Source organism: Paenibacillus riograndensis SBR5 (assembly GCF_000981585.1).
GTDB lineage: Bacteria > Bacillota > Bacilli > Paenibacillales > Paenibacillaceae > Paenibacillus_AQ > Paenibacillus_AQ riograndensis.
Map to the genome: position 1 here is coordinate 6481688 of NZ_LN831776.1, position 18968 is coordinate 6500655.

Consider the following 18968-nt stretch of genomic DNA (forward strand, 5'->3'; position numbering starts at 1 on the left):
TCCTGAAAGGATTTGGCATGCCGCCCTTTCATCGTCACGTGTAAGGGCAGTCCTGCGTATCTTATAAACAGCAGGCCCTGCTTCTGCAAAAGGCGCCAATGTTTCTCCGCAAGGTAAAGTCAGGAGGGATGACCTTGAAGGTTTTATTTACATTTTATGTGCCCAGCGGCGGAGTCGAGACATTGAACAAGCTGCGGTGTGAAAGTCTGCTGCGCAGCGGCATCGAGTGTCATGTGCTGTATTTGATGTCAGGGTCAATCAGCCAGAGCCCGGCAAGCTTCCCTGTATTTATCGCCCCCACAGATGCCGATATCAAAGCGGTGCTGGACACCCATAACTATGATGCCATTATTGTAACCTCGGATTATTTGCTGCTGGAGCGTCTGCGCCGTCTGGGGTACAGCCGAATCCTGATCTACGAATCCCAAGGCCTGGGAACACGCACGCACGCGAAGCTTCTGATCACGGAGGCAGTGCCTTTTTTACGTTCATACTGTAATGCTGTATTGATACCGCCCACAGATCACCTGCTGGAGCTGTTCATTTCAATTTGCCCGTGGCTCCAGCGGTATGTTATTCCTAATATTGTGGATGTCCAGTCCTTCCGGTACATTCCCGGTGCAGCACCATGTGATCCGGTGATCGCCTGGGTGGGGCGCCTGGAGACGAATAAGAATTGGAGCGAATATCTGAAAGTTGCCCATTTAATCCGCCGCAGCAAGCCGGATCTGCATCTCTGGATGTTTCATGATCCAAACCTTGCAACCAGCGAGCAAAAGCAGTTGTTTCATGAAGAGCTCCATGCACTCGAACTGCACGACCGGCTGAATGTTTTCACCAATATTCCCAATCATGTCATGCCGGTGTATTACTCCTCCATAGCCGCTTCAGGGGGATTCCTCCTGTCTTCCTCAATCACCGAGGGCTTTGGGTATGCGGTTGCTGAGGCCGTCTGCTGTACCTGCCCGGTGCTGAGCACGGATTCCGACGGGGTGCGGTCTTTCATCATCCATAATGTGACCGGAAAATTCTATCCGCTGGGCAATGTAGAAGCCGCCGTCAATGAAGGGCTTGAGCTTATGGATAATCTGCCGCTCCGGGACTCTATCCGCGAGCAGGGCCGCCTCCATATGGTCTCCAGTTTCGGTTCCGAGAAATATGCCCAATCCTTCCGGGAAATGTTGAACTCTTTCGCCATTTTCTAAATACAAAAGAACCCTCAATCCCACACGGTCACGTGGATTTGAAGGTTCTTTGGGCTGGATGGAGCGCTGTTTCAACCCCGCTTGGATACAATATCATACAGCTCTGCCTGGAAAATATTATAGCTCTTCTCCCAGGTAAACCGCAGGGAGTCGGCTGCTCCATTAATGGACAGACGTTCGCGCTGCTCCATATTCCGGATGAGCGTTACCACATCTTCAGCCAGCCGGTTTTCATAACGGTACGACATCAGGCAGTTGACGCCATGGACACAGTATTCGAGATTGCCCCCGGAATAGACAGTGACGAGTGCCGCCCCGCAGCGCATCGCCTCAAGACCTGGGAGCGAACCACTGTCATAGGTGCTGGAGCTGACAAAAATATCACTTTCATTATAGTGGTAACAAAGCTCTTCATCACTTGAAGGGGTACGCAGACGGTAATGCCCGTCTTCAAAAAGAGACTGCAGCCATGAGGATTCCGCATATTCACGCGGTGGAGTGATCAGACAGATTTCGGCCTCCGGCTGCTGCCCTTTAATCAGATCCAGCTGCTGCAGCAGATACTCCTGTTCCCGGTGCCCCGAAAAACCGCCCTCCGGCTTGCGGACAATGGCAGACACTATAAGCTTTTTGTTCGCTTCGCGGATATGCATATTATAAAAGTCAGAGCTGAGGCCAACCGGCACAATTCTGCCTTTGATTCCATGATTAATGCGGACAATGCTCTGCTGCCAGCGGGAAAGCACCAGCAAATTCGGTGTTAGATGATAGGAAGCAAACGACTGGTTGTTGTCCGGCAGGAACGTGGGCTCATAGCAGAGTGCGAGCCGGATGTGTATCCCCTTGCCTTGTTCGCTGGCCCGCTGCGATACAGGAACAGTCGTGAAGTAGTTGGAGACAATGACATCGCCCGCCGGAAAATCATCCTCCGAAATCACGGTATCGCCAGCAAAAATAACCGGACATCGCATGGGGTATTCGACAATGCCGTGGGAGGGCATCAGAACGGTCACTTCATGCCCTCCATCCGCGAGACGATTAGCCAGCTCGGCCAGCATCCTCTGCGCGCCCCCTCTGGTCAGCGTCAGAACGGGCAAGGTTATTCTCATTTTCTTCTCTCCTTTCGGAGCAGCCGTACAAGCGACTTGTGATGCAGTTCCTGTACTTGCTTAATCTCCCGCTTCTGCGCCTCACTATGGATAATGGAGCCCATCTCCTGATGCACCCGGTAATCCAGCAGCGGATCTTCAATGTAGGACCATTCATAATAAGCCAGGATGCGCAGCCATAAATCATAGTCCTGGGTATACAGCAATTTCTCATTAAACAATCCGACCTTCTTGAAAACGTTCATATCCACCATCACAGTGCTTCCATTCACCGGACAGCCCGTCATCAGGGTTTCGATCAGCTCCGCTTTGCTGTGAAACGGCACACTGATCCTTCCGGAAGAACGCTCTCCCAGCTCATTGATATAGTAATAAGCCGTATGATTAAAGGAGGTCTGTGTAGCAAGCATAACTGCGATTTGCCGGCCGATTTTATCGGGATGGAAACAGTCATCGGCGCTTAACCAGGCAAAATATGCCCCGCTGGCCGAGGTTATTCCCAGGTTAAGAGCTGAAGCAGTACCGCCGTTTGCTTTGCGGAGCACTTTGATCCGCCCGCTGTAAGGCAACAGCTTTTCCGTGTGAAGGGTCGATCCGTCGTCCACAACGATAATTTCTATATCCGGGTAGCTCTGCGCAAGTACGCTTTCGATGGCAAGATGCACGTATGAACAATTGTAAAAAGGGATAATCACCGAAACCCTGGTTCCATAGTTCATGCGCTCACCTCCTTCCCGGATGGATTAGTTATACGGTTTTGCAGGCCAGCAAGGCGTCCAGTGGCGCATGATTCGGTCCGAACGCTTCCCGGAAGGAAGGGTTCTCCGCGTGATGAAAGTCTTTCAGCACAGTTACCGCATAGCCCAGCCCCAAAAAATCTTCCGGTTCCCAGCCGCTCCGGTGTTTTTGATAGTACTCTCCTTGCAGATGGTAATGATCCGTTCCTTCTTGGGGAAAAAAACCGCGTGGGGTAAAAACAACCACGCGGCCCGCAGCGATGACCTCCGCTTTCCGCAAAAGCTCCTTGCCTTCGCTCATGGTGAAATGCTCCAAAGAGTCAATCAGTGTCACTGCCGAGAAGGTGCCCGGCAGAAACAGCTTATCGATATGTCTCGCATCAGCATGCACCGGAATGATATGGGACGCTGTATACTTGCGGTGCAGGAGATAGGGTCTGTGAATATCCAGGCCAATCACAACCGATGCCTCATAGCGTTCAAGCAACGTACCGGTTCCGCTGCCCACATCGAGTATCGTTTCTGCGAATTTCAGATGCTCCAGCAGAACCGGAAGGAAGTCCTTTACTTTAATTTCCCGGTACATAGATTCTAGCCTCCCACATCTACCAGATTGCTGCTCAGCCGCCCATGGAAGCAATTAAACTGCGGAGCATGGGGGTGTAACGGGCGTTGGTCGCCGCAGCTTCAGCCATAATGGCATCATAATGCTTGAGTGTACCCATTCCGTCATGCCGCCGGTAGGCAGTCAGGGACTGATTGAGCATCACAGGCGGATATCCGTTCAGAATCGCCCGGAACCACAGGTCATAATCATGGGTATAGGGCAGCGACTCATCGAAAAGCCCAATGGCGGCGAACAGCTCCCGCTTGAACATGACGGTGCAGCCATTAATCGGATTGCCCTGCAGAAAACAGCGCAAATAGTCAAGATGGCTTGGAAATACCGCCGCCGCATTAAGCTCGGTCAGTTGTGTGCTTTCATTTATATAGTTGAAGTTGGTGTAGGTGATCAGCAGGCGGTTCTGATCCATGAACAGCACTTGATTGTTTATTTTGTCGCGGTAGAACATATCATCCGAGCTGAGCCAGACCACATAATCACCTGTGGCATGACGGATTCCGTGATTCAGTGCGGACGCGGTTCCTCCATTAGCCTTCCCCAGATAGTGAATGTGCGGGAGGTATGGCGTAATCCGGTCTGTGTGCATAGTGGAGCCATCGTCGACAACGATGATCTCATATGGCTGCCAGGATTGGTTCAAGGCGCTTTGCAGCGCCTGCTCGATATAAGGGCAATTGTAAAAAGGAATCACCACGGATACTCTCGGTCTCATAAAGCACCTCCTTCTCTGCTTGCCCGGTAATAGTCCATAATATCCGCAAGTGAACGGGACAGCTCAATCAGCGGGCTCCAGCCGAGACAGGCGGCATTGTCCTCGGGGGATGCGGATAATTCCTCCTGATTAACTAATGCGCCGGACAACGCTGCCGGAACGGCAGCTGCGGATGCAGCGGCTTCCTGCTCCGCAGCCGTGTCCACCGGCCCCCAATCCATCGCCACCGGGGCAGCCGCATGGGCCAGCAATTGCCCGGCAACTGCGCCAAGCCCCCGCAGGGTGCCGGAATCAATACGGTAGACCTTCCCCGGCTCTCCACTGCGCAGAATACAGTCATAGGCTCTGACCGCATCCCGCACATCAAGGAAGTCCCTGAGGGCAAACCGTGAGGAAAGCCTAAACGGCGGAAGGGTTTCAGAAGTGCCTGCAGCGGCCTCACTGCGTACAATATGCTGTGCCAGCAGGGAACAGAAGCCTGTAGACGGCCCGGGCCCGATCAGATTGCAGGGTTCCGCAAGCAGCACCGGCTGCTTGAACAATGTGCACCAGGCCAGAGATACCAGTTCCTCCAGGGTTTTGCTCAGACTGTACGGATGAGGCGGTCCTTCCGCCAGGCCCGGCTTGAACTTAAGCCGGGAGCCGGCCACCAGAATACGGCGGGCCGGCCGGGTACGCAATCCCTCCAGCAAGTAGAGCGTAGACATGACGTTCGTTTCCATGTAGAGCAGCGGGTCCTGCCAGGATTCCGGGACTGAGTTTTTGCCGGCGAGATGCAGCACTTCTTCCGGCTCTACCTCCTCAATCATCGACTGTACCGCCCGGCGGTCGCTCAAATCACAGACCTGCTGCTTCACACCTGCGGGAAAAATGCCGGAAGCTGCTGCAGCACTCCGCACCACGGCGGTCACTTCCGCACCTGCTGCATGAAAGTAAGCTACGGCATGCCTTCCGGTAAATCCGGAAGCCCCGGTAATCAGAATTCTCCGCGTCTTCATATCGACATCGCCGGCTGCTTCATCCAGGCCGCCAGTTCTGCCAGCATCACGGGGTACGGAGGCAGCTGCACCTGAACATCCGCTCTCGTGCTGACCAGTGTGCGGTCCTGAATATGCGCAGACTCGGGAATGATTTCTACATCCTCTTTGTTGAAGGCTGCCTGCATGTGCCGGAGCAGCTCATATTTGCTGACCGGCTGCGGATGGGCCAGATGGATCAGCCCGGAGATTTCCGGTTCCAGCAGACCGTCTATAGCTTTGGCCAGCTCCAGTGTGGTTACCCCGTTCCACATCACCCGCCGGTATCCGGATACCGGCCCCCGCTGGGCCAGGAACCATTCCATCAGCCCGATGCCCGAAGGGCGGATTTCCGGGCCAATGATAGAGGTTCGGATCGTCAGGTGCCCGGGCTCCCGCACTTCTCCAAGACTTTTGGTGATCGCATACACAGATGTGCCGTCAGGCGTATCGTCTTCCGTATAACCGCCGCGTGTTCCTTCGAACACGCAGTCGGTACTGATATGGATGAGCCGGGCATGCACACCGTCCGCCGCGCGGCGGAGCCGGTGGGGCAGGAATCCGTTCACATGGTAGGCGCCGATCCGGTCACGCTCGGCAAATTGATTCAGCACACCCAGCGCATTGATGATGCAATGGGGAGAGACAATTTCGACCAGCTTTTCAACTCCGGCAATATCATCAGCATCTATATACAGCCCGCCAAGATCACTCTTATCCCGGGTTGTATGGAAGACGTGATGCTTGCCTTGACGGCGGAAATAATCCGCCAGCATATGACCCGCCATACCGTTTCCGCCGAGGATAAGCAGCTTCATTGGAGGAACCCTCCCCGGATCAGGATGTCCTTGATCTCCCTCTGGTCCATCAGGTTATTCTCGGAGCTGAAGCTGTTGAAGGAAACATGCGGATATTTGCTGTAACGGGCTTTGAGTTCAGGCATATCCAGCGTAGGCAGAATGACCAGATACTGCTCATCGTAGACAACCGTCGTCTGGCTTTCGAAATCACTCATCAGAATTTCATGGATTTTTTCGCCAGGGCGGATACCTGCTTCAATAATGCTCACATCCCGTCTGCCTGAAGCCTCAATCAGCACTTCGGCGAGATCCACGATCCGGCAGGTTGGCATGGTCATTACAAAGATTTCACCACCGAGGCTGACCTCAGAGGCCTTGAACAGCAAGGTGATGGCATCGCGCAGGGTGAAGAAGAAGCGGGTCATTTTCATATCTGTAATCCGCACCTGTCCCTTGTCCTTGATCTGCTTCATGAACAGATGGACCACACTGCCGTTCGTTCCCAGCACATTCCCGCCGCGCACCGTGACGAACCGGGTGTTGGAGCCCAGCAGGTTGGCGTAGACGAACAGCTTTTCCCCGATCGCTTTGGTCATCCCGTAGAAATTGGAGGGATTGGCCGCTTTGTCGGTGGAGATGTAAATCGCTTTTTCCACATTGCAGGCAATGGCTGCTTCAATGACGTTCTGGGTGCCGACCACGTTGGTCTTGAGCGCTTCATACGGCTGGTCTTCGCAGACCGGAACATGCTTGAGGGCCGCCAGATGAAAGACATAATCGATGCCCCGGCATGCCGCCACCAAAGCGTCCTTGTCACGGATATCGCCAATGATGAAGCTGAGGCGGGAATCCTCATATTCGCGGCTCATGGCCACTTGAGCAGACTCGCTGCGGGAGAATATGACAATCTCTTTCGGGTTCTGCGGCAAAAGCTGCCGGATGAGTTCATGCCCCCAGGAACCGGTTCCGCCTGTAACCAAAATCCTTTTATTATTGAACATGCAGGTTCCCTCCAAGCAAAAATTTGACTACCTTAACAGAGACATCCGGGGTCAAATAGCCTTCCGGCGCCTCCCATTCGGGACTCAGTGACGTCATCAGCCGGGTACAGCGCAATATGCTCTCCTGCTCCACTCCTGAAACTACATTGCTTCCGCAGTCCACCGTTTCCGGACGTTCTGTGGTCCGGCGGATGGTTACTGTCGGCACTCCCATCAGGCAGCATTCCTCCTGAACGGTTCCGCTGTCGGTGATTGCGCACAGGGCATACTGCTCCAAATGGACAAAATCAAAAAATCCAAAAGGCTCATGAAACTCCACCAGCGGGTTCATCTCCAGCTTGAATTGCTCCGCCAGCTTGGAACGCGTACGGGGATGGATGCTGCAGATCAGGCGTAGGCCAAAATGCTCTGCCACCAGGTTCAACCCGGACATAATCTGCCGGAGCGATTCGGGATCATCCACATTTTCAGCCCGGTGGGCAGTAACCAGAAAGTACTGTCCTGCCATAAGGTTCAGCCGGTCCAGAATATCGCTGGCTCCGATCTGCCGGTTATAATGCTTAATCACTTCATGAATCGGATTCCCGGTTAAAACAATGCGCTGGCTAGGAAATCCTTCGCTGAGCAGATGCCGCTTGCTCTGCTGGGTATAGGGCATATTTATGGTGGAAACAGCGTCTATGACACGGCGGTTTTTCTCCTCCGGCACTTTCAAATCGTAGCAGCGGTTTCCCGCTTCCATGTGCACCACAGGAATGCCCATCCGCTCGGCAAGGATAGCGCACAGCGCACTGTTCGTATCCCCCAGCAGCAGAATCCGGTCGGGCTGCTCCTGGAGCAGAATGCTCTCCAGGCTCCCGAACATGGCAGCAAGCTGCCCGCCAAGCCCGGCCTGCTTATCCTGAAGCACATAATCCGGTGCCCTCAGCCCCAGCTCAGCGAAGAAAATCCCGCTGAGGCTGGCGGTGAAGTTCTGTCCCGTATGCACCAGCACATGCTGCTCCGCATGCTCATCGAGCAGCGGAATAATGACACTTAAGCGGATGATCTCGGGCCGTGTGCCCAAAATCGTCATGATCTTCATGGGTTCACTCCCCTTTGGGTGTTGGCCTGCCGCAGGATTGTGCGGCGGGCTGGTGTTAAGCCACGGCGCGCCAGAGTTGGCCGGTCGCCGGGTACGTCTGGCGTGCGGGTGGCCCGATAAAACGGCATTTCTGCCGTTGTTAGAGGTTACTTTTACGTGAGTGGCAGATTTAACGGCAGTTTTGCCGTTGTTGAGTACGACTGGTGCGGGAGCGACGGATTTAACGGCAGTTCTGCCGTTGTTGAGTGCGACTGGTGCGGGAGCGGCGGATTTAACGGCAGTTTTGCCGTTGTTAGGGTACGACTGGTGCGGGAGCGGCGGATTTAACAGCATTTTTGCCGTTGTTGGGTGCGACTGGTGCGGGAGCGACGGATTTAACGGCAGTTTTGCCGTTGTTGAGTACGACTGGTGCGGACGTGGCGGATTTAACGGCATTTTTGCCGTTGTTGAGTACGACTGGTGCGGACGTGGCGGATTTAACGGCATTTTTGCTGTTGTTGGGTGCGACTGGTGCGGACGTGGCGGATTTAACGGCATTTTTGCCGTTGTTTCGGATGCGAGTGGGAAAAAGTATAGTTATTTCTCCCGAAAATAAACAATATTGAGATTTAGGTGGAAAAAGTAAACTTAATTAGGCAATTTTTGTCCGTTAGATGCAAAATGGGCTGAAATAGTGATACTTTTTCCACTTAGTTTGGGTAACGCAGGGCTATCGAGCAAATTAGTGATACTTTTTCCACTTCACCCAACCAAGGCGCATCGTGAGGATGCATCATTCCTTATACAAACTTCTTAACAATCTGAGCCTGGCGCGCCGGTGGCGGAGCTAATGAAACTTCGGCCGGATTAGTGATACTTTTTCCACTTCACCCAACCAAGGCGCATCGAAAGGATACGTCGTTCCTTATACAAACTTCTTAACAACCTGAGCCCGGCGCGCCGATGGCGGAATTAATGAAACTTCGGCCGGATTAGTGATACTTTTTCCACTTCACCCAACCATGGCGCATCGTGAGGATGCGTACGTTCCTTATACAAACTTCTTAACAACCTAAGCCTGGCGCGCCGATGGCGGAGCTAATGAAACTTCGGCCGGATTAGTGGTACTTTTTCCACTTCACCCAACCAAGGCGTATCGAGAGGATGCGTACGTTGCTTATACAAACTTCTTAACAACCTAAGCCTGGCGCGCCGATGGCGGAGCTAATGAAACTTAGGCCTATGTTGCCTGCATGCTGGCGCGCTGGTGGCGGAGTTAACATTACTTTGGTGGTGTTGGTCATTTGGCGCGTTGATGGCGGAATTAATTGTACTCCAGACGGTATTGCGTGCATCTAGGCACCTGTCGCCGAAATAGCGAACTTCAAACGGTGCTGCCTGCATGCTGTATCGCGCCGGTGGCGGAACTAACGAACTTCAGACGGTGTTGCGTGCATCTGCGCCCGGTGGCGGAGATAACGGCTTTGGCCGTTATTGAGCGGCACGGCGCGGCTTCGGGCGGCTGCGCACTTGCACCGCGCAGCTGCTTGAAGGGCACGCCTCCCCGGCGGCGTGCCTAGGCCGCTTTGCGCCGCCGCTTCGCTTTGCGGCGGGCATGGCCCGCGCGGCGGTGCTTGCCGCCGCTGCTCCTCCGGCGCGCGCTGCCTGCGGCGCGCCGCTTGCGGCCGGGGCGCGGACGGCTGCGCGCCCGGGATGCGGCGCGGCGGAGCTTGCCGCGCCGAAGCTTGCCGCGCCGAAGCCGTGCTGCGCGGCTTGCGTGTTTTCGCCGCTGCGGCTCCGGCTCCGGCGGCGGGACGGCCTCCGGCTGCGGCTCCAGCTGCAGCGGCGGGGCGGGCTCGCTGCTGTCCGAAGCTTCGGCAGCAGCGGGGGGCTCCGGTGCGCTGACAGGTTCCGGCAGCGCGGGGCAGTAGCGGAGATGCCACTTCTCCGCAAGGCCGAGCAGGCGCGCGCGGTAGGCCGCCGGCCCATAGACGGCGTCGACGCGCTCCCGCGCCTGGCTGCCGACGACGGCTGCCAGCCCCGGCTCCGCCAGCAGGCCGTTCACCCGCTGTGCCAGCTGGTCGATGTCTCCCACCGGAGCAAGCAGCTCACCGCAGCCGGCGGCATGGAGAATTTCGTACAAGCCGCCGGATGCATAAGCCACTACCGGTTTACCGAAGGCCAGGCCTTCCAGCGCAGTCATACCGAAGCCCTCGCGGATCAGGCTGGGAACCACCAGCATATCCATGGCGCAATAGACCTCCGGAAGACTTTCTTCATAGCCTACAAATTTGAAATGTGAGGTCAGGCCTTCCAGCTTCACCTTGCGGACGCAGCGGTCATAGTAGCTTTTATCTCCGGGTGTGCCGACGACCATGAACTTTGCTTCGGGATGCTCCTTTGATACAAGCACAGCCATTTTTACGAAATGCTCCAGTCCCTTTTCTTTATTAATAAATGAAGAAATATAACCGATAAGCGGCTCTTTGGGGGCAACCCGCAAATCACGGCGGCGTTCGCTCCGCAGCTTGCTCCAGGCTTCGAACATCATCTCCGAATCATTCCACGACGGGGGAAGCAGGGTTACCTTCTCCGCGCGGATATCCTCGGGAAAGCAAGACGCCGCCGTATGGGAGATGGCCAGAATCTCATCGCTGTTCTTGTGGATCAGCTCCGTGCTGATTGATGTGAAATCGTTGTCCGTGATGGTCTCCGAGATCTTCCACACCACGGGGATGCCCAGTGATTTCGCCGCCATCGCCGGCAAAGCATGAACACAGGTGCTGGAGATAATAAACGCCGGGCGCAGGGCAGCAAGCCACTCTACCAGCTCGCAATACTCAAGTTTCTCCTGAAATTTGCGGATATCCGGCTCCAGCCCGGCATAGGGTGTGTACATCCCGTAGACCAGAGGAATGGTCAGCAGCTGTACATTCAGTCCATTATTACGCGCCTGCCGGGTCAGCTTGCCTTCCTGGGGTGCCACGAGAACGCAGTTGAAGTAGGGTGACAGCTCCCGGCTGAAGAACAGCAGCAGCTTCTCCGCCCCTGTAATGCTGCGTGTATTGGATACATGGGAAAAGAGCACGATTGTCGCTTTGTCGGCCATGGTGTGTCGGCGCTCCTTGGCGGGGCTGTGGAGCAGCCATTCACCTCCCTAAAAGTTTTACGGAGCATTGCTGCTTGAAATAACTTCGCAGTAAAACTTGCTTCGGAAGCAGCTGCTTTATTTTACCGGGCAAATTTTACCGTTCATGTCCTGCTGTAAACCCGCATTGCTTAAGCTGAAATTTTGGGCATCACGGCGGTTATAGCGTGGGATTCTGCTGGCGAACGCCAATGCCCGGTACTCCAGTAGTATATTGAGAGGGAACAGATGCCGGCACGACACCTGTCCCCCGGATATACGCACATTTCCCATGCGCTCCGTACTGCTTAGCCATAAATTATGGTCAACAGCTTATGCAGGCGTCTGGTATACGTGTGATCCTTAAGCGTCCGTTCAAAAGCGCGCAAAGCCATCGCGCGGCGTTCCTCTTCATGAGTGAGGTAATAGCGGATTTTATCCATCATTTCGCGCGGGGTGGTGAATGTATCGATCTCTTCACCTACGGTATAAAAAGTACCCATATCATCTCTTGCGTCACACAGCTGCAGGGTTCCGCTGGCCGCAATTTCAAAGGTGCGCGGGTTCGGCGAAACCGCAGGAATCAATAAAGTGTTGTTATTCGCTGCTTCGTCGATGTGGGATCGATGGAGATTAATGACGATTTTGGAGCCGCTGTAGGTAACTGCTGTCTCCTGCGGCGTCATCCATTTGCCGATCTCAATACGTTCCCCATAGAGCGGCGCCTCCGGCAGCCGATCCCACCAGATACCGTTGATGATTGTGTTATAGCTCATCAGCTCCGGCATAATCTCACGGAAGAAGTGAACTCTGTTCCAATAGGCCGAACCAATAAAGCTGATATCCCGGCTGACCGGCGAACGTCCGGTTGTCGGGCGGTAATGCTCCCTGTGGGCAGCAAAGGGCAGATAATGCACCTCCGGGCATCCCAAGCCCCGGTAGAATTCCACACAATTCTGTTCCAGCGTGAACACATAATCGTAGTGGGCTACGATTTTTACCGTGAAGTCCGTATAGTAAGGATCGTCCGTAAGCCAAATGGCTGTCTTGATGCCCTTACTGCGCAGGACGGCCACTTGGTCAAGCGGCAGATCCATTCCATCCAAAACCAGCACTAGATCAGGGCGCTGCGCACCCACAAGCTCCACCAGATTCTGCCGCACATCGGTAATCGTGACCTGAGTGGTCAATTTTTGCAGCGCATAGAGGACCGCATCATCGAGCGGCGAGTACGGATAACCTTTACCCGATGCCACATACATTACATGGATATTGCGAACCGGAAGCGGCTCCTCCGGCCGGCCATCCAGAATGGCGAGTCTTCCCCGCAGGTAGCCTTCATCGTACCCTACCTTGAAGCCGGACAGGCGGCCTCGGAGCTTCTCTTCTTCCGCCGGTGTCCGTGGCAGCGGCGGTGCAGGTATTACAAAATTATTATTCATTGGTTATTCGCTCCTTTAATCCGTATTGAATATCATACTTGTGCTGTCAGAACATTCAGCAAGTGAGGCAGCCGGGAAATGAAAGTATGATGGCGGAGGGTCGTCCGCAGTCCCTGAAGTGCGATCTGCCGGCGGTCCTTCTCATGATTCAGATAGTAGTCAATTTTGAACTTCAGCTCGTCGGAGTTTTCAAAGGTATCCAAATCCTTGCCCGGGCGGTAATAATTGCCCAGATCCTCGCGGACATCCGTCAGCTGCATGGTCCCGCAGGCACTGATTTCATAGGTTCGCGGATTAATAGAGCGGGAGGGAAGCTGAAAAGAGTTCCGGTTGTCCTGCCCGCCCTCCCATGGACGGTGAATATTAATGACCAGTTTGGCACCGCTGTAATAATTTGCGGTCTCCTCCGGAGGAATAAAGCCGTCTTTGATAAAAGGTGACAGCTCCTCATAGGTGGACAGCCGTTCCCAGAACCCTCCGGCGATCAGCACCTTCTTGCCTTGGAGAAACGGAGCCAGCCCGTCAAACAATTCTGTCCGGTTGCGGAAGGCATTGCCGATAAAAACAACATCAAATTGATACTGCGGACCAGTGCGGCGCGGGTAGAACATCTGCGGATTCACACAGAGCGGAAGGTAATGTACAGAGTTCACTCCCAGGTCATGGTAGAACTCCACACATCCCAGTTCATGTGTAAAGACATGGTCATAATGCTTGCAAATTACCGATGTATCCTCAGTAAAATAAGGATCATCCACAAACCAGATTGCTGTAGGAATACCCAGTTTTCGTATTTCCGTGATCTGCTCCAGATGATTGTCGGGGAACACATGCAGTCCGTTCATGACCAGCACAGCTCCCGGCGACTCGCGGGCAGCTGTCTCCAGCATGGTCTCCGGAGAGCTGATGACCAGTTCGCTGACAAGCTGCCCCAGCGCTTCCGTTACTCCCGCATCAATCGCTTGAAATCCCTGCGGCACATACATCAGCTTGAGCGGCCGGCATGCCCCCACCTCCGGGGAATTCAGGCGTCTCACGGCTTCACACAGGCCGAGGCGGTAGCCTTCCTGATAACCGTCACGGTAATCCGGTGGATGCACTTTTCTCTTTTTTGATTTCACGGCTTTCACCCTGCCCCGTTATATTCTCAAGACAGTATAACTATATGCGGAGTCAGCATCCGCCTCATGGACATCTGTCTGTATTCTGCCGAAATTGGCATATGCCCCCTGTCTATTGCCCAAGCTGCCCGAACCTTTGCAGACGGGTTCCACTCGGGCTACAATTATGGAAGCATATGCGAGACTATTAAGAAGTTTGGGAGAGTGGGATAATGTATGCTATGGATAACGCCATGCTCTACATCCGTAATGCAGAGCTGCTGCGTGAACGGGTTCCTTCTTTTCAGGCCTATCCGTTTGATCTACCGGTGATCCGCAGCTTTAACCGGCTGGACTTTCAGAACCGGGTTACATTCCTTGTGGGGGAGAACGGGACGGGGAAATCCACGCTGCTGGAAGGCATTGCTGCAGCCTGGGGCTTCAATCCGGAAGGCGGAACGCTGAATTTCTCATTTAATACCCGCTCCTCGCATTCCAGCCTGCATGAGTACCTGCGGCTTACCAAAGGGGTGAGACGCCCCAAGGACGGCTTCTTTCTGCGTGCGGAGAGCTATTATAATGTGGCTTCTTATATTGACCAGCTGGATGAGGAGCCGGGAGAACAGTTTCAGATCCCTATGATCAAAGATTCCTACGGGGGCAAGTCACTGCATGAGCAGTCGCACGGGGAATCGTTTTTTGCCGCCTTTGTCCACCGCTTTGGCGGGCAAGGCCTCTATATTCTCGACGAGCCGGAAGCAGCCCTCTCCCCGCTGCGGCAGATGTCGCTGCTGGTGCGTATGCACGAGCTGGCGGAGCAGCACTCGCAATTTATCATCGCAACCCACTCACCGATTCTGATGTCCTATCCCGGGGCGGATATATACCTGCTGGAGGGCGAGGGCATCCGGCCTGTCCCTCTGGAAGAAACGGAGCATTACACCGTAACCAAAGCATTTATGAACGACCGTGCGGGAATGCTGCGCGAGCTGCTGGGAGACGGCTGAAAAGGATAGCGGGGAGTGAAGGAGGGACAATGGGCCGCCGACTGGCGGAAAGAGTTGTATACATTTCCCGCGCTGCGGCCCAGACGGCAGATTGCTGCACAGAATGCAGCATTTCTCGTGCTACGGCCACTTCAGACGGCGGATTGCTGCACGGAATGCAGCATTTCTCGCGCTACGGCCACTTCAGACGGCGGATTGTTGCACGGAATGCAGCATTTCTCGCGCTACGGCCACTTCAGACGCCAGATTGTTGTAAAACGTACAGCATTTCATCACTCACTCTCTCAGCACACAAAAAGACACCTGCACAGGTAACGCCTCGCCTGTACACGTGTCTTTTGACATTCTGCATAATATTCTAGTGATCTCTCCTGGTAATATCCCCGGGCTCGTCAGTCTGACATTCAATATACTCGTTGATCAGCATGTCCAGCTTCACCGATTGGCTGAGCACTTTAGGGTGGCTGATCCCCAGCTCCAAGGCCAGGGAGTGCAGCTCTTTCCGGGCTTGTTCAATACGTGCCTGATGTTGTTTATCTCCCATATTGGCCGCTTTTCCCGGCAACGGATTGTACCAGCCGCACAAGCTTGTGGACTGCCCAGCCGAACATCACCACAGCCATCATATCGAAGCTGACGTTGAACAGAAACAAGTGCTTCCCGATATCGGCCCTGCCATCCCCCATAATCGGTACCAGGAAGGAAAATAGCCCAATCAGACCCAGCAGCATCAGCAGTTCCCCGGCAATCCGCCCGCGCAGATCCCGGCTGCGGAAATATTCGAACAGGACGCCGGCATAATAGAGCAGATAGAATATAGCCAGAAAGCCCAGCGAATGCGGCAGCACTTCTCTTTTGAACTGGCTCCAGGTGCTATACGCATAGGATAATGCTTTTTCGGGCTTGCCTTCGGACTTCTCATAGTTTCCAAGGTAATAAGGACGCAGGTCCATGCTGTTCCGGGCAGCAAATTTCATGCCGTCTACCAGCCGCGAGGGATGTTTAATATAGTAGAAGAGCACATCCTTATGGGACACCCGGTCATAGAAATCCGCCTGAAGCGACGGATCATCCTGCTTGATCGCCGTACCGGACTGGAAATAGTTCGTGCCCGCAAGCACTTCCAGCTTCTCCGGCAAACCCAGCTCGCGCAAGTCTCCCCGCACATCCGGCGATTCGTTCAAAATCCCGAAAAACACCGTCTGATACAAGTTGATATGCTTCAGCTCTTTGGGCGCAGCCACATACATAATCACCGAAACAAGACATACCGCTACCGCGAACCGCATGGCCAGCTTGCGCCAGTTTCCCGTTCCGTTCAGTGTCATCAGCCGCAGGAAGATCAGGGAAAAGGCAAGGCCCACCGGGGCATTCTGGATTTTGGAGCAGACAAGAAACAATACAGCGATAAAAAACAGCGTAAGCCCTTTGGTTGTCGGCCGCTCCTGTCCTGCCAGCCTGAGTCCCAGTGCAAAAGTAAGCAACATGGATACCATCGATACCGGCTCGCCAAACAGTGAATTGAAGTAGGCCAGATACCCGATATCGTAAAATACGATAAGCATTCCTGCGCCGAGCAGCAGTCCCGTAATATAGGAGCGGCTGCCGCCCAGCTTGACGATCATCCAGGTCGCCGCCAGCAGCAATAGCGCATACACTGCCGCCAGCAGGCGGATATCAAAATAACTGCCGTGCACCAGCCCGGCCAGCAGTCTCGGCACTAGCACCAGCAGAATTTGCGAGGACGGATAGAAGCCCAGGAACAAATCCCCATAGGCAAATCTCGAATGGCTGAAGCTGAAAAAGCGGTCGGCATAGCTTTCTGCGGCATTATAGTAATCCAGCCCCACTGTATTCATCATCCGCTTGAAATCGCCATTATCGGCCACGCCGACGAACGGCTGTACAAACAGCAAATAGATGATTAGGCCGCAGCCTGCAAGGGCAATCAGATTTTCTGCTTTGAACCAACGTTTCATATCTTCCCCCTACCGCTGCGGAAGCAGCTTCACGTATTCATCCGATAAGCCCATCAGCTTCAGGATATATTCATAGTCGCTCTGATATTTATCGATATCGGCTACCGGCTGGAGCGTATCCAGCGACACCGCCTCGCCATCTGCGAAACCCTTGCCCGGCACGAACATAATCTCATTGTTGAAAAAAGAGCCTGTTGGTGAATAATAGCGCATGCCCACCACGTTGCGGTCAATATTAAGCAGATCATGCCCAAAGGCCGTGAACCCTTCCTGCTTCAGCGATACCCCCAGCAGATTGGCAAGGGTCGGCAAAATATCCAACTGCCCCCCGGTCTGCTTGACAACCTTGCCCTGGGCCATGCCAGGCACATGCATAATCAGCGGTATATTGAAGCGGCTGATCCGCGAATCGTAAGGGATTCCGAGCGCTTCCTCCACCTGCTCCGGGGGAACATCCTTGGGCTGCAGCCCAAAATGATCACCGTACAGCACCAGGACCGTATTGTCCCAGAGTCCATTCTGCTTCAGCCCGTCAATCAGGGTGCCGATAGCATAGTCTGTATAATTGATAGCAGTCAGATAGTCACCAAGCATCGTATTCTGCAAAGAGTCCGGCAGGGTGATTCTTTTGAAGGCATCGGGGATTTTGAAGGGATGATGGCTGGAAGCTGTCACCAGCTGGGCATAAAATGGCGTCCCCTTGGACTGCAGTGCTGCCAGTTTCTCCACAGCCGTAATATACAGCTGTTCGTCGGAAGCGCCAAAGGCATTGAAATGGTCATTTTTGAAATCGCCTTTTTCATAATAGCCATTGAAACCCAGCGCCGGATACAGCTCATTGCGGTTCCAGAAGCCCACCTTGTTCACATGAAAAGTGTACGCCTCATAGCCTTTATCCCGCAAAAGACGCGGCAGACTTGGCAGCACCCGGTCTCCGAAGCCTGTCGACATCGCCAGCGTTGCAATCGGATAAATGGAGGTATTGCTCATAAACTCCGCATCCGAGGTGTTGCCTGCTCCGATCTGCTGATAGACATGCGGGAAATAAAAACCCTCGCCGGCCAGGCTGTTCAGCACGGGTGTCAGCTCCTGTCCGTCCAGCGACTGATGCAGCGGAAAGTTCTGAAAAGCCTCCATCTGAATCACGATTACATTTTTCCCCTGCTGCGAACCGAAATAATCCGGCATCGTCCCCGCAGGCTTGCCGCTGTAAGGATAAGTGGCCTCCAGCGCGTCAATCTTGGCAATTGTCTCCCGGATGTCTCCGGTGCCGATGAGGCCGTTGTCCTCCTGGGATTTCATCGCTGCGAACACCTCATAGTTCAGAAACCCGGCGCTCTCCGCCTGCACCAGCTCATTGGTAACCCCGCGTGCCGCATGAACAGAGTAAGCCGATAATGCGCCGCCGCCGATAATGGACACAAGGATGACGATCCACTGCACTCTCCGTGCTCCAGGTGAGACATAGCGGCGCAGCGGATGTGATACCCCTCTTTTCCATCTGCGGAACAGCCTGTAGACGCCTGCAATCACCAGATCCGCAAAAAACAGATAATCAATGCTCTGGATTGTAGATTCTACACTCTCTTTCACCTGAAACACCTGATTCAGCTCATAAAAGGCCAGGTAGGTTGGAACGGAGCCGAAATGGTTGAAATAGACACTCGCCGCAAACAGCAGCAGCGATAGCAGGCCGTTAAAAGTCCAATACACCCCTGTCCTGATCCGCGCCGGAATGACCAGTGCCAGAATTCCCATCAGCAGCAGCACGGGCGCCAAATCTGCGGCAATCCATTCCCAGGCAATCCGGTCAAAAAACAGCCCCCGCAGCAGCAGTAGCTTCAGCCAAACCAGCCCGGCCACAATATAGAATGGTCCCCCTACCCGCACAGGTTTGTTCTCGTTCATAACTTCTCCTCTGTACCTTGTAGTTGATTTGTTAACCCAATTCTCTTTTTCTGTAAAATCTCAGATTTCTCTAGTATAACAATACTTTACAGGGTTATCAAAAAGGACGCAGCCCAGTATAGGCATACGTCCTTTTA

At 54.1% G+C, this 18968-nt stretch carries 17 protein-coding genes; 3 read left to right on the forward strand and 14 right to left on the reverse strand.

The annotated features are described in order from the left end of the window. The first annotated feature begins 128 nt into the window (after positions 1 to 128). A complete protein-coding gene (locus PRIO_RS27420) occupies positions 129 to 1205 on the forward strand; it encodes a glycosyltransferase family 4 protein (protein WP_039785074.1) in 1077 nt (358 codons plus the stop codon). A gap of 71 nt (positions 1206 to 1276) precedes the next feature. Here the strand turns inward: PRIO_RS27420 and PRIO_RS27425 are convergent, their stop codons facing one another. Genes PRIO_RS27425 through wecB form a run of 8 tightly spaced genes read right to left on the reverse strand, consistent with a single transcriptional unit; the run spans position 1277 to position 8289 of the window. Further along, complete coding sequence (locus PRIO_RS27425; protein ID WP_020425669.1) at positions 1277 to 2314, reverse strand: glycosyltransferase family 4 protein; 1038 nt, start codon at positions 2312 to 2314, stop codon at positions 1277 to 1279. Then, positions 2311 to 3033: a glycosyltransferase gene (locus tag PRIO_RS27430; RefSeq protein ID WP_020425670.1), complete on the reverse strand. Its 723-nt coding sequence runs from the start codon at positions 3031 to 3033 to the stop codon at positions 2311 to 2313. The genes PRIO_RS27425 and PRIO_RS27430 overlap by 4 nt, the downstream gene beginning before the upstream one ends. Before the next feature lie 28 nt (positions 3034 to 3061). Continuing rightward, positions 3062 to 3637 carry a class I SAM-dependent methyltransferase gene (locus tag PRIO_RS27435; protein WP_020425671.1) on the reverse strand — a complete coding sequence of 192 codons (576 nt, stop codon included), beginning with the start codon at positions 3635 to 3637 and terminating at the stop codon, positions 3062 to 3064. A gap of 34 nt (positions 3638 to 3671) precedes the next feature. Beyond that, positions 3672 to 4388, reverse strand: a complete 717-nt coding sequence (locus PRIO_RS27440; RefSeq protein ID WP_020425672.1) for a glycosyltransferase — start codon at positions 4386 to 4388, stop codon at positions 3672 to 3674. Continuing rightward, on the reverse strand, positions 4385 to 5386 hold the full coding sequence (locus tag PRIO_RS27445; protein ID WP_020425673.1) for an SDR family oxidoreductase: 1002 nt from the start codon (positions 5384 to 5386) through the stop codon (positions 4385 to 4387). Before PRIO_RS27445 ends, PRIO_RS27440 begins: the two co-directional genes overlap by 4 nt. Continuing rightward, positions 5383 to 6222, reverse strand: coding sequence for a dTDP-4-dehydrorhamnose reductase family protein (locus PRIO_RS27450; RefSeq protein ID WP_020425674.1), 840 nt, complete (start codon positions 6220 to 6222; stop codon positions 5383 to 5385). The genes PRIO_RS27445 and PRIO_RS27450 overlap by 4 nt, the downstream gene beginning before the upstream one ends. After that, positions 6219 to 7205 (reverse strand): polysaccharide biosynthesis protein, encoded by a 987-nt coding sequence (locus tag PRIO_RS27455; RefSeq protein WP_020425675.1) that lies wholly within the window; start codon positions 7203 to 7205, stop codon positions 6219 to 6221. Before PRIO_RS27455 ends, PRIO_RS27450 begins: the two co-directional genes overlap by 4 nt. Further along, positions 7195 to 8289: a non-hydrolyzing UDP-N-acetylglucosamine 2-epimerase gene (gene wecB, locus PRIO_RS27460; protein ID WP_020425676.1), complete on the reverse strand. Its 1095-nt coding sequence runs from the start codon at positions 8287 to 8289 to the stop codon at positions 7195 to 7197. The genes PRIO_RS27455 and wecB overlap by 11 nt, the downstream gene beginning before the upstream one ends. 160 nt (positions 8290 to 8449) lie before the next feature. Between wecB and PRIO_RS27465 the strand changes: the two genes are divergently transcribed. After that, positions 8450 to 8884, forward strand: coding sequence for a hypothetical protein (locus tag PRIO_RS27465; protein WP_046505611.1), 435 nt, complete (start codon positions 8450 to 8452; stop codon positions 8882 to 8884). A 960-nt stretch (positions 8885 to 9844) separates the two neighbouring features. On the opposite strand, the gene PRIO_RS27470 is transcribed toward PRIO_RS27465, so the two are convergent. The 3 genes from PRIO_RS27470 to PRIO_RS27480 all read right to left on the reverse strand — a co-directional run bounded on the left by PRIO_RS27470 (position 9845) and on the right by PRIO_RS27480 (position 13967). Next, the gene (locus PRIO_RS27470) at positions 9845 to 11377 is read right to left on the reverse strand and encodes a glycosyltransferase family 4 protein (protein ID WP_052741527.1); all 1533 of its coding nucleotides are present in this window, start codon (positions 11375 to 11377) and stop codon (positions 9845 to 9847) included. A gap of 326 nt (positions 11378 to 11703) precedes the next feature. Next, complete coding sequence (locus tag PRIO_RS27475) at positions 11704 to 12837, reverse strand: CgeB family protein (RefSeq protein ID WP_020426397.1); 1134 nt, start codon at positions 12835 to 12837, stop codon at positions 11704 to 11706. A gap of 32 nt (positions 12838 to 12869) precedes the next feature. Beyond that, the gene (locus PRIO_RS27480; RefSeq protein ID WP_407944472.1) at positions 12870 to 13967 is read right to left on the reverse strand and encodes a CgeB family protein; all 1098 of its coding nucleotides are present in this window, start codon (positions 13965 to 13967) and stop codon (positions 12870 to 12872) included. A gap of 203 nt (positions 13968 to 14170) precedes the next feature. Between PRIO_RS27480 and PRIO_RS27485 the strand changes: the two genes are divergently transcribed. After that, positions 14171 to 14944, forward strand: coding sequence for an AAA family ATPase (locus tag PRIO_RS27485; RefSeq protein ID WP_020426399.1), 774 nt, complete (start codon positions 14171 to 14173; stop codon positions 14942 to 14944). Between the two features lie 358 nt (positions 14945 to 15302). Here PRIO_RS27485 and PRIO_RS27490 read toward each other — a convergent pair whose 3' ends face one another. The 3 genes from PRIO_RS27490 to PRIO_RS27500 are packed head-to-tail and all read right to left on the reverse strand — an operon-like array spanning position 15303 to position 18831. Continuing rightward, entirely contained in the window at positions 15303 to 15488 is a 186-nt protein-coding gene (locus PRIO_RS27490; RefSeq protein WP_020426400.1) for an aspartyl-phosphate phosphatase Spo0E family protein, read from the reverse strand. Continuing rightward, positions 15478 to 16923, reverse strand: coding sequence for a glycan biosynthesis hexose transferase WsfD (gene wsfD / locus PRIO_RS27495; RefSeq protein WP_020426401.1), 1446 nt, complete (start codon positions 16921 to 16923; stop codon positions 15478 to 15480). Before wsfD ends, PRIO_RS27490 begins: the two co-directional genes overlap by 11 nt. Before the next feature lie 9 nt (positions 16924 to 16932). Beyond that, positions 16933 to 18831 carry an LTA synthase family protein gene (locus PRIO_RS27500; protein WP_046505616.1) on the reverse strand — a complete coding sequence of 633 codons (1899 nt, stop codon included), beginning with the start codon at positions 18829 to 18831 and terminating at the stop codon, positions 16933 to 16935. Positions 18832 to 18968 lie beyond the last annotated feature (137 nt).

What these genes read in the sequence shown, in the direction of transcription:
- PRIO_RS27420 (WP_039785074.1), top strand. Translation starts at nt 129, where the DNA reads ATGACCTTGAAGGTTTTATTTACATTTTATGTGCCCAGCGGCGGAGTC.
- PRIO_RS27425 (WP_020425669.1), bottom strand. Translation starts at nt 2,314, where the DNA reads ATGAGAATAACCTTGCCCGTTCTGACGCTGACCAGAGGGGGCGCGCAG.
- PRIO_RS27430 (WP_020425670.1), bottom strand. Translation starts at nt 3,033, where the DNA reads ATGAACTATGGAACCAGGGTTTCGGTGATTATCCCTTTTTACAATTGT.
- PRIO_RS27435 (WP_020425671.1), bottom strand. Translation starts at nt 3,637, where the DNA reads ATGTACCGGGAAATTAAAGTAAAGGACTTCCTTCCGGTTCTGCTGGAG.
- PRIO_RS27440 (WP_020425672.1), bottom strand. Translation starts at nt 4,388, where the DNA reads ATGAGACCGAGAGTATCCGTGGTGATTCCTTTTTACAATTGCCCTTAT.
- PRIO_RS27445 (WP_020425673.1), bottom strand. Translation starts at nt 5,386, where the DNA reads ATGAAGACGCGGAGAATTCTGATTACCGGGGCTTCCGGATTTACCGGA.
- PRIO_RS27450 (WP_020425674.1), bottom strand. Translation starts at nt 6,222, where the DNA reads ATGAAGCTGCTTATCCTCGGCGGAAACGGTATGGCGGGTCATATGCTG.
- PRIO_RS27455 (WP_020425675.1), bottom strand. Translation starts at nt 7,205, where the DNA reads ATGTTCAATAATAAAAGGATTTTGGTTACAGGCGGAACCGGTTCCTGG.
- wecB (WP_020425676.1), bottom strand. Translation starts at nt 8,289, where the DNA reads ATGAAGATCATGACGATTTTGGGCACACGGCCCGAGATCATCCGCTTA.
- PRIO_RS27470 (WP_052741527.1), bottom strand. Translation starts at nt 11,377, where the DNA reads ATGGCCGACAAAGCGACAATCGTGCTCTTTTCCCATGTATCCAATACA.
- PRIO_RS27475 (WP_020426397.1), bottom strand. Translation starts at nt 12,837, where the DNA reads ATGAATAATAATTTTGTAATACCTGCACCGCCGCTGCCACGGACACCG.
- PRIO_RS27485 (WP_020426399.1), top strand. Translation starts at nt 14,171, where the DNA reads ATGTATGCTATGGATAACGCCATGCTCTACATCCGTAATGCAGAGCTG.
- PRIO_RS27490 (WP_020426400.1), bottom strand. Translation starts at nt 15,488, where the DNA reads ATGGGAGATAAACAACATCAGGCACGTATTGAACAAGCCCGGAAAGAG.
- wsfD (WP_020426401.1), bottom strand. Translation starts at nt 16,923, where the DNA reads ATGAAACGTTGGTTCAAAGCAGAAAATCTGATTGCCCTTGCAGGCTGC.
- PRIO_RS27500 (WP_046505616.1), bottom strand. Translation starts at nt 18,831, where the DNA reads ATGAACGAGAACAAACCTGTGCGGGTAGGGGGACCATTCTATATTGTG.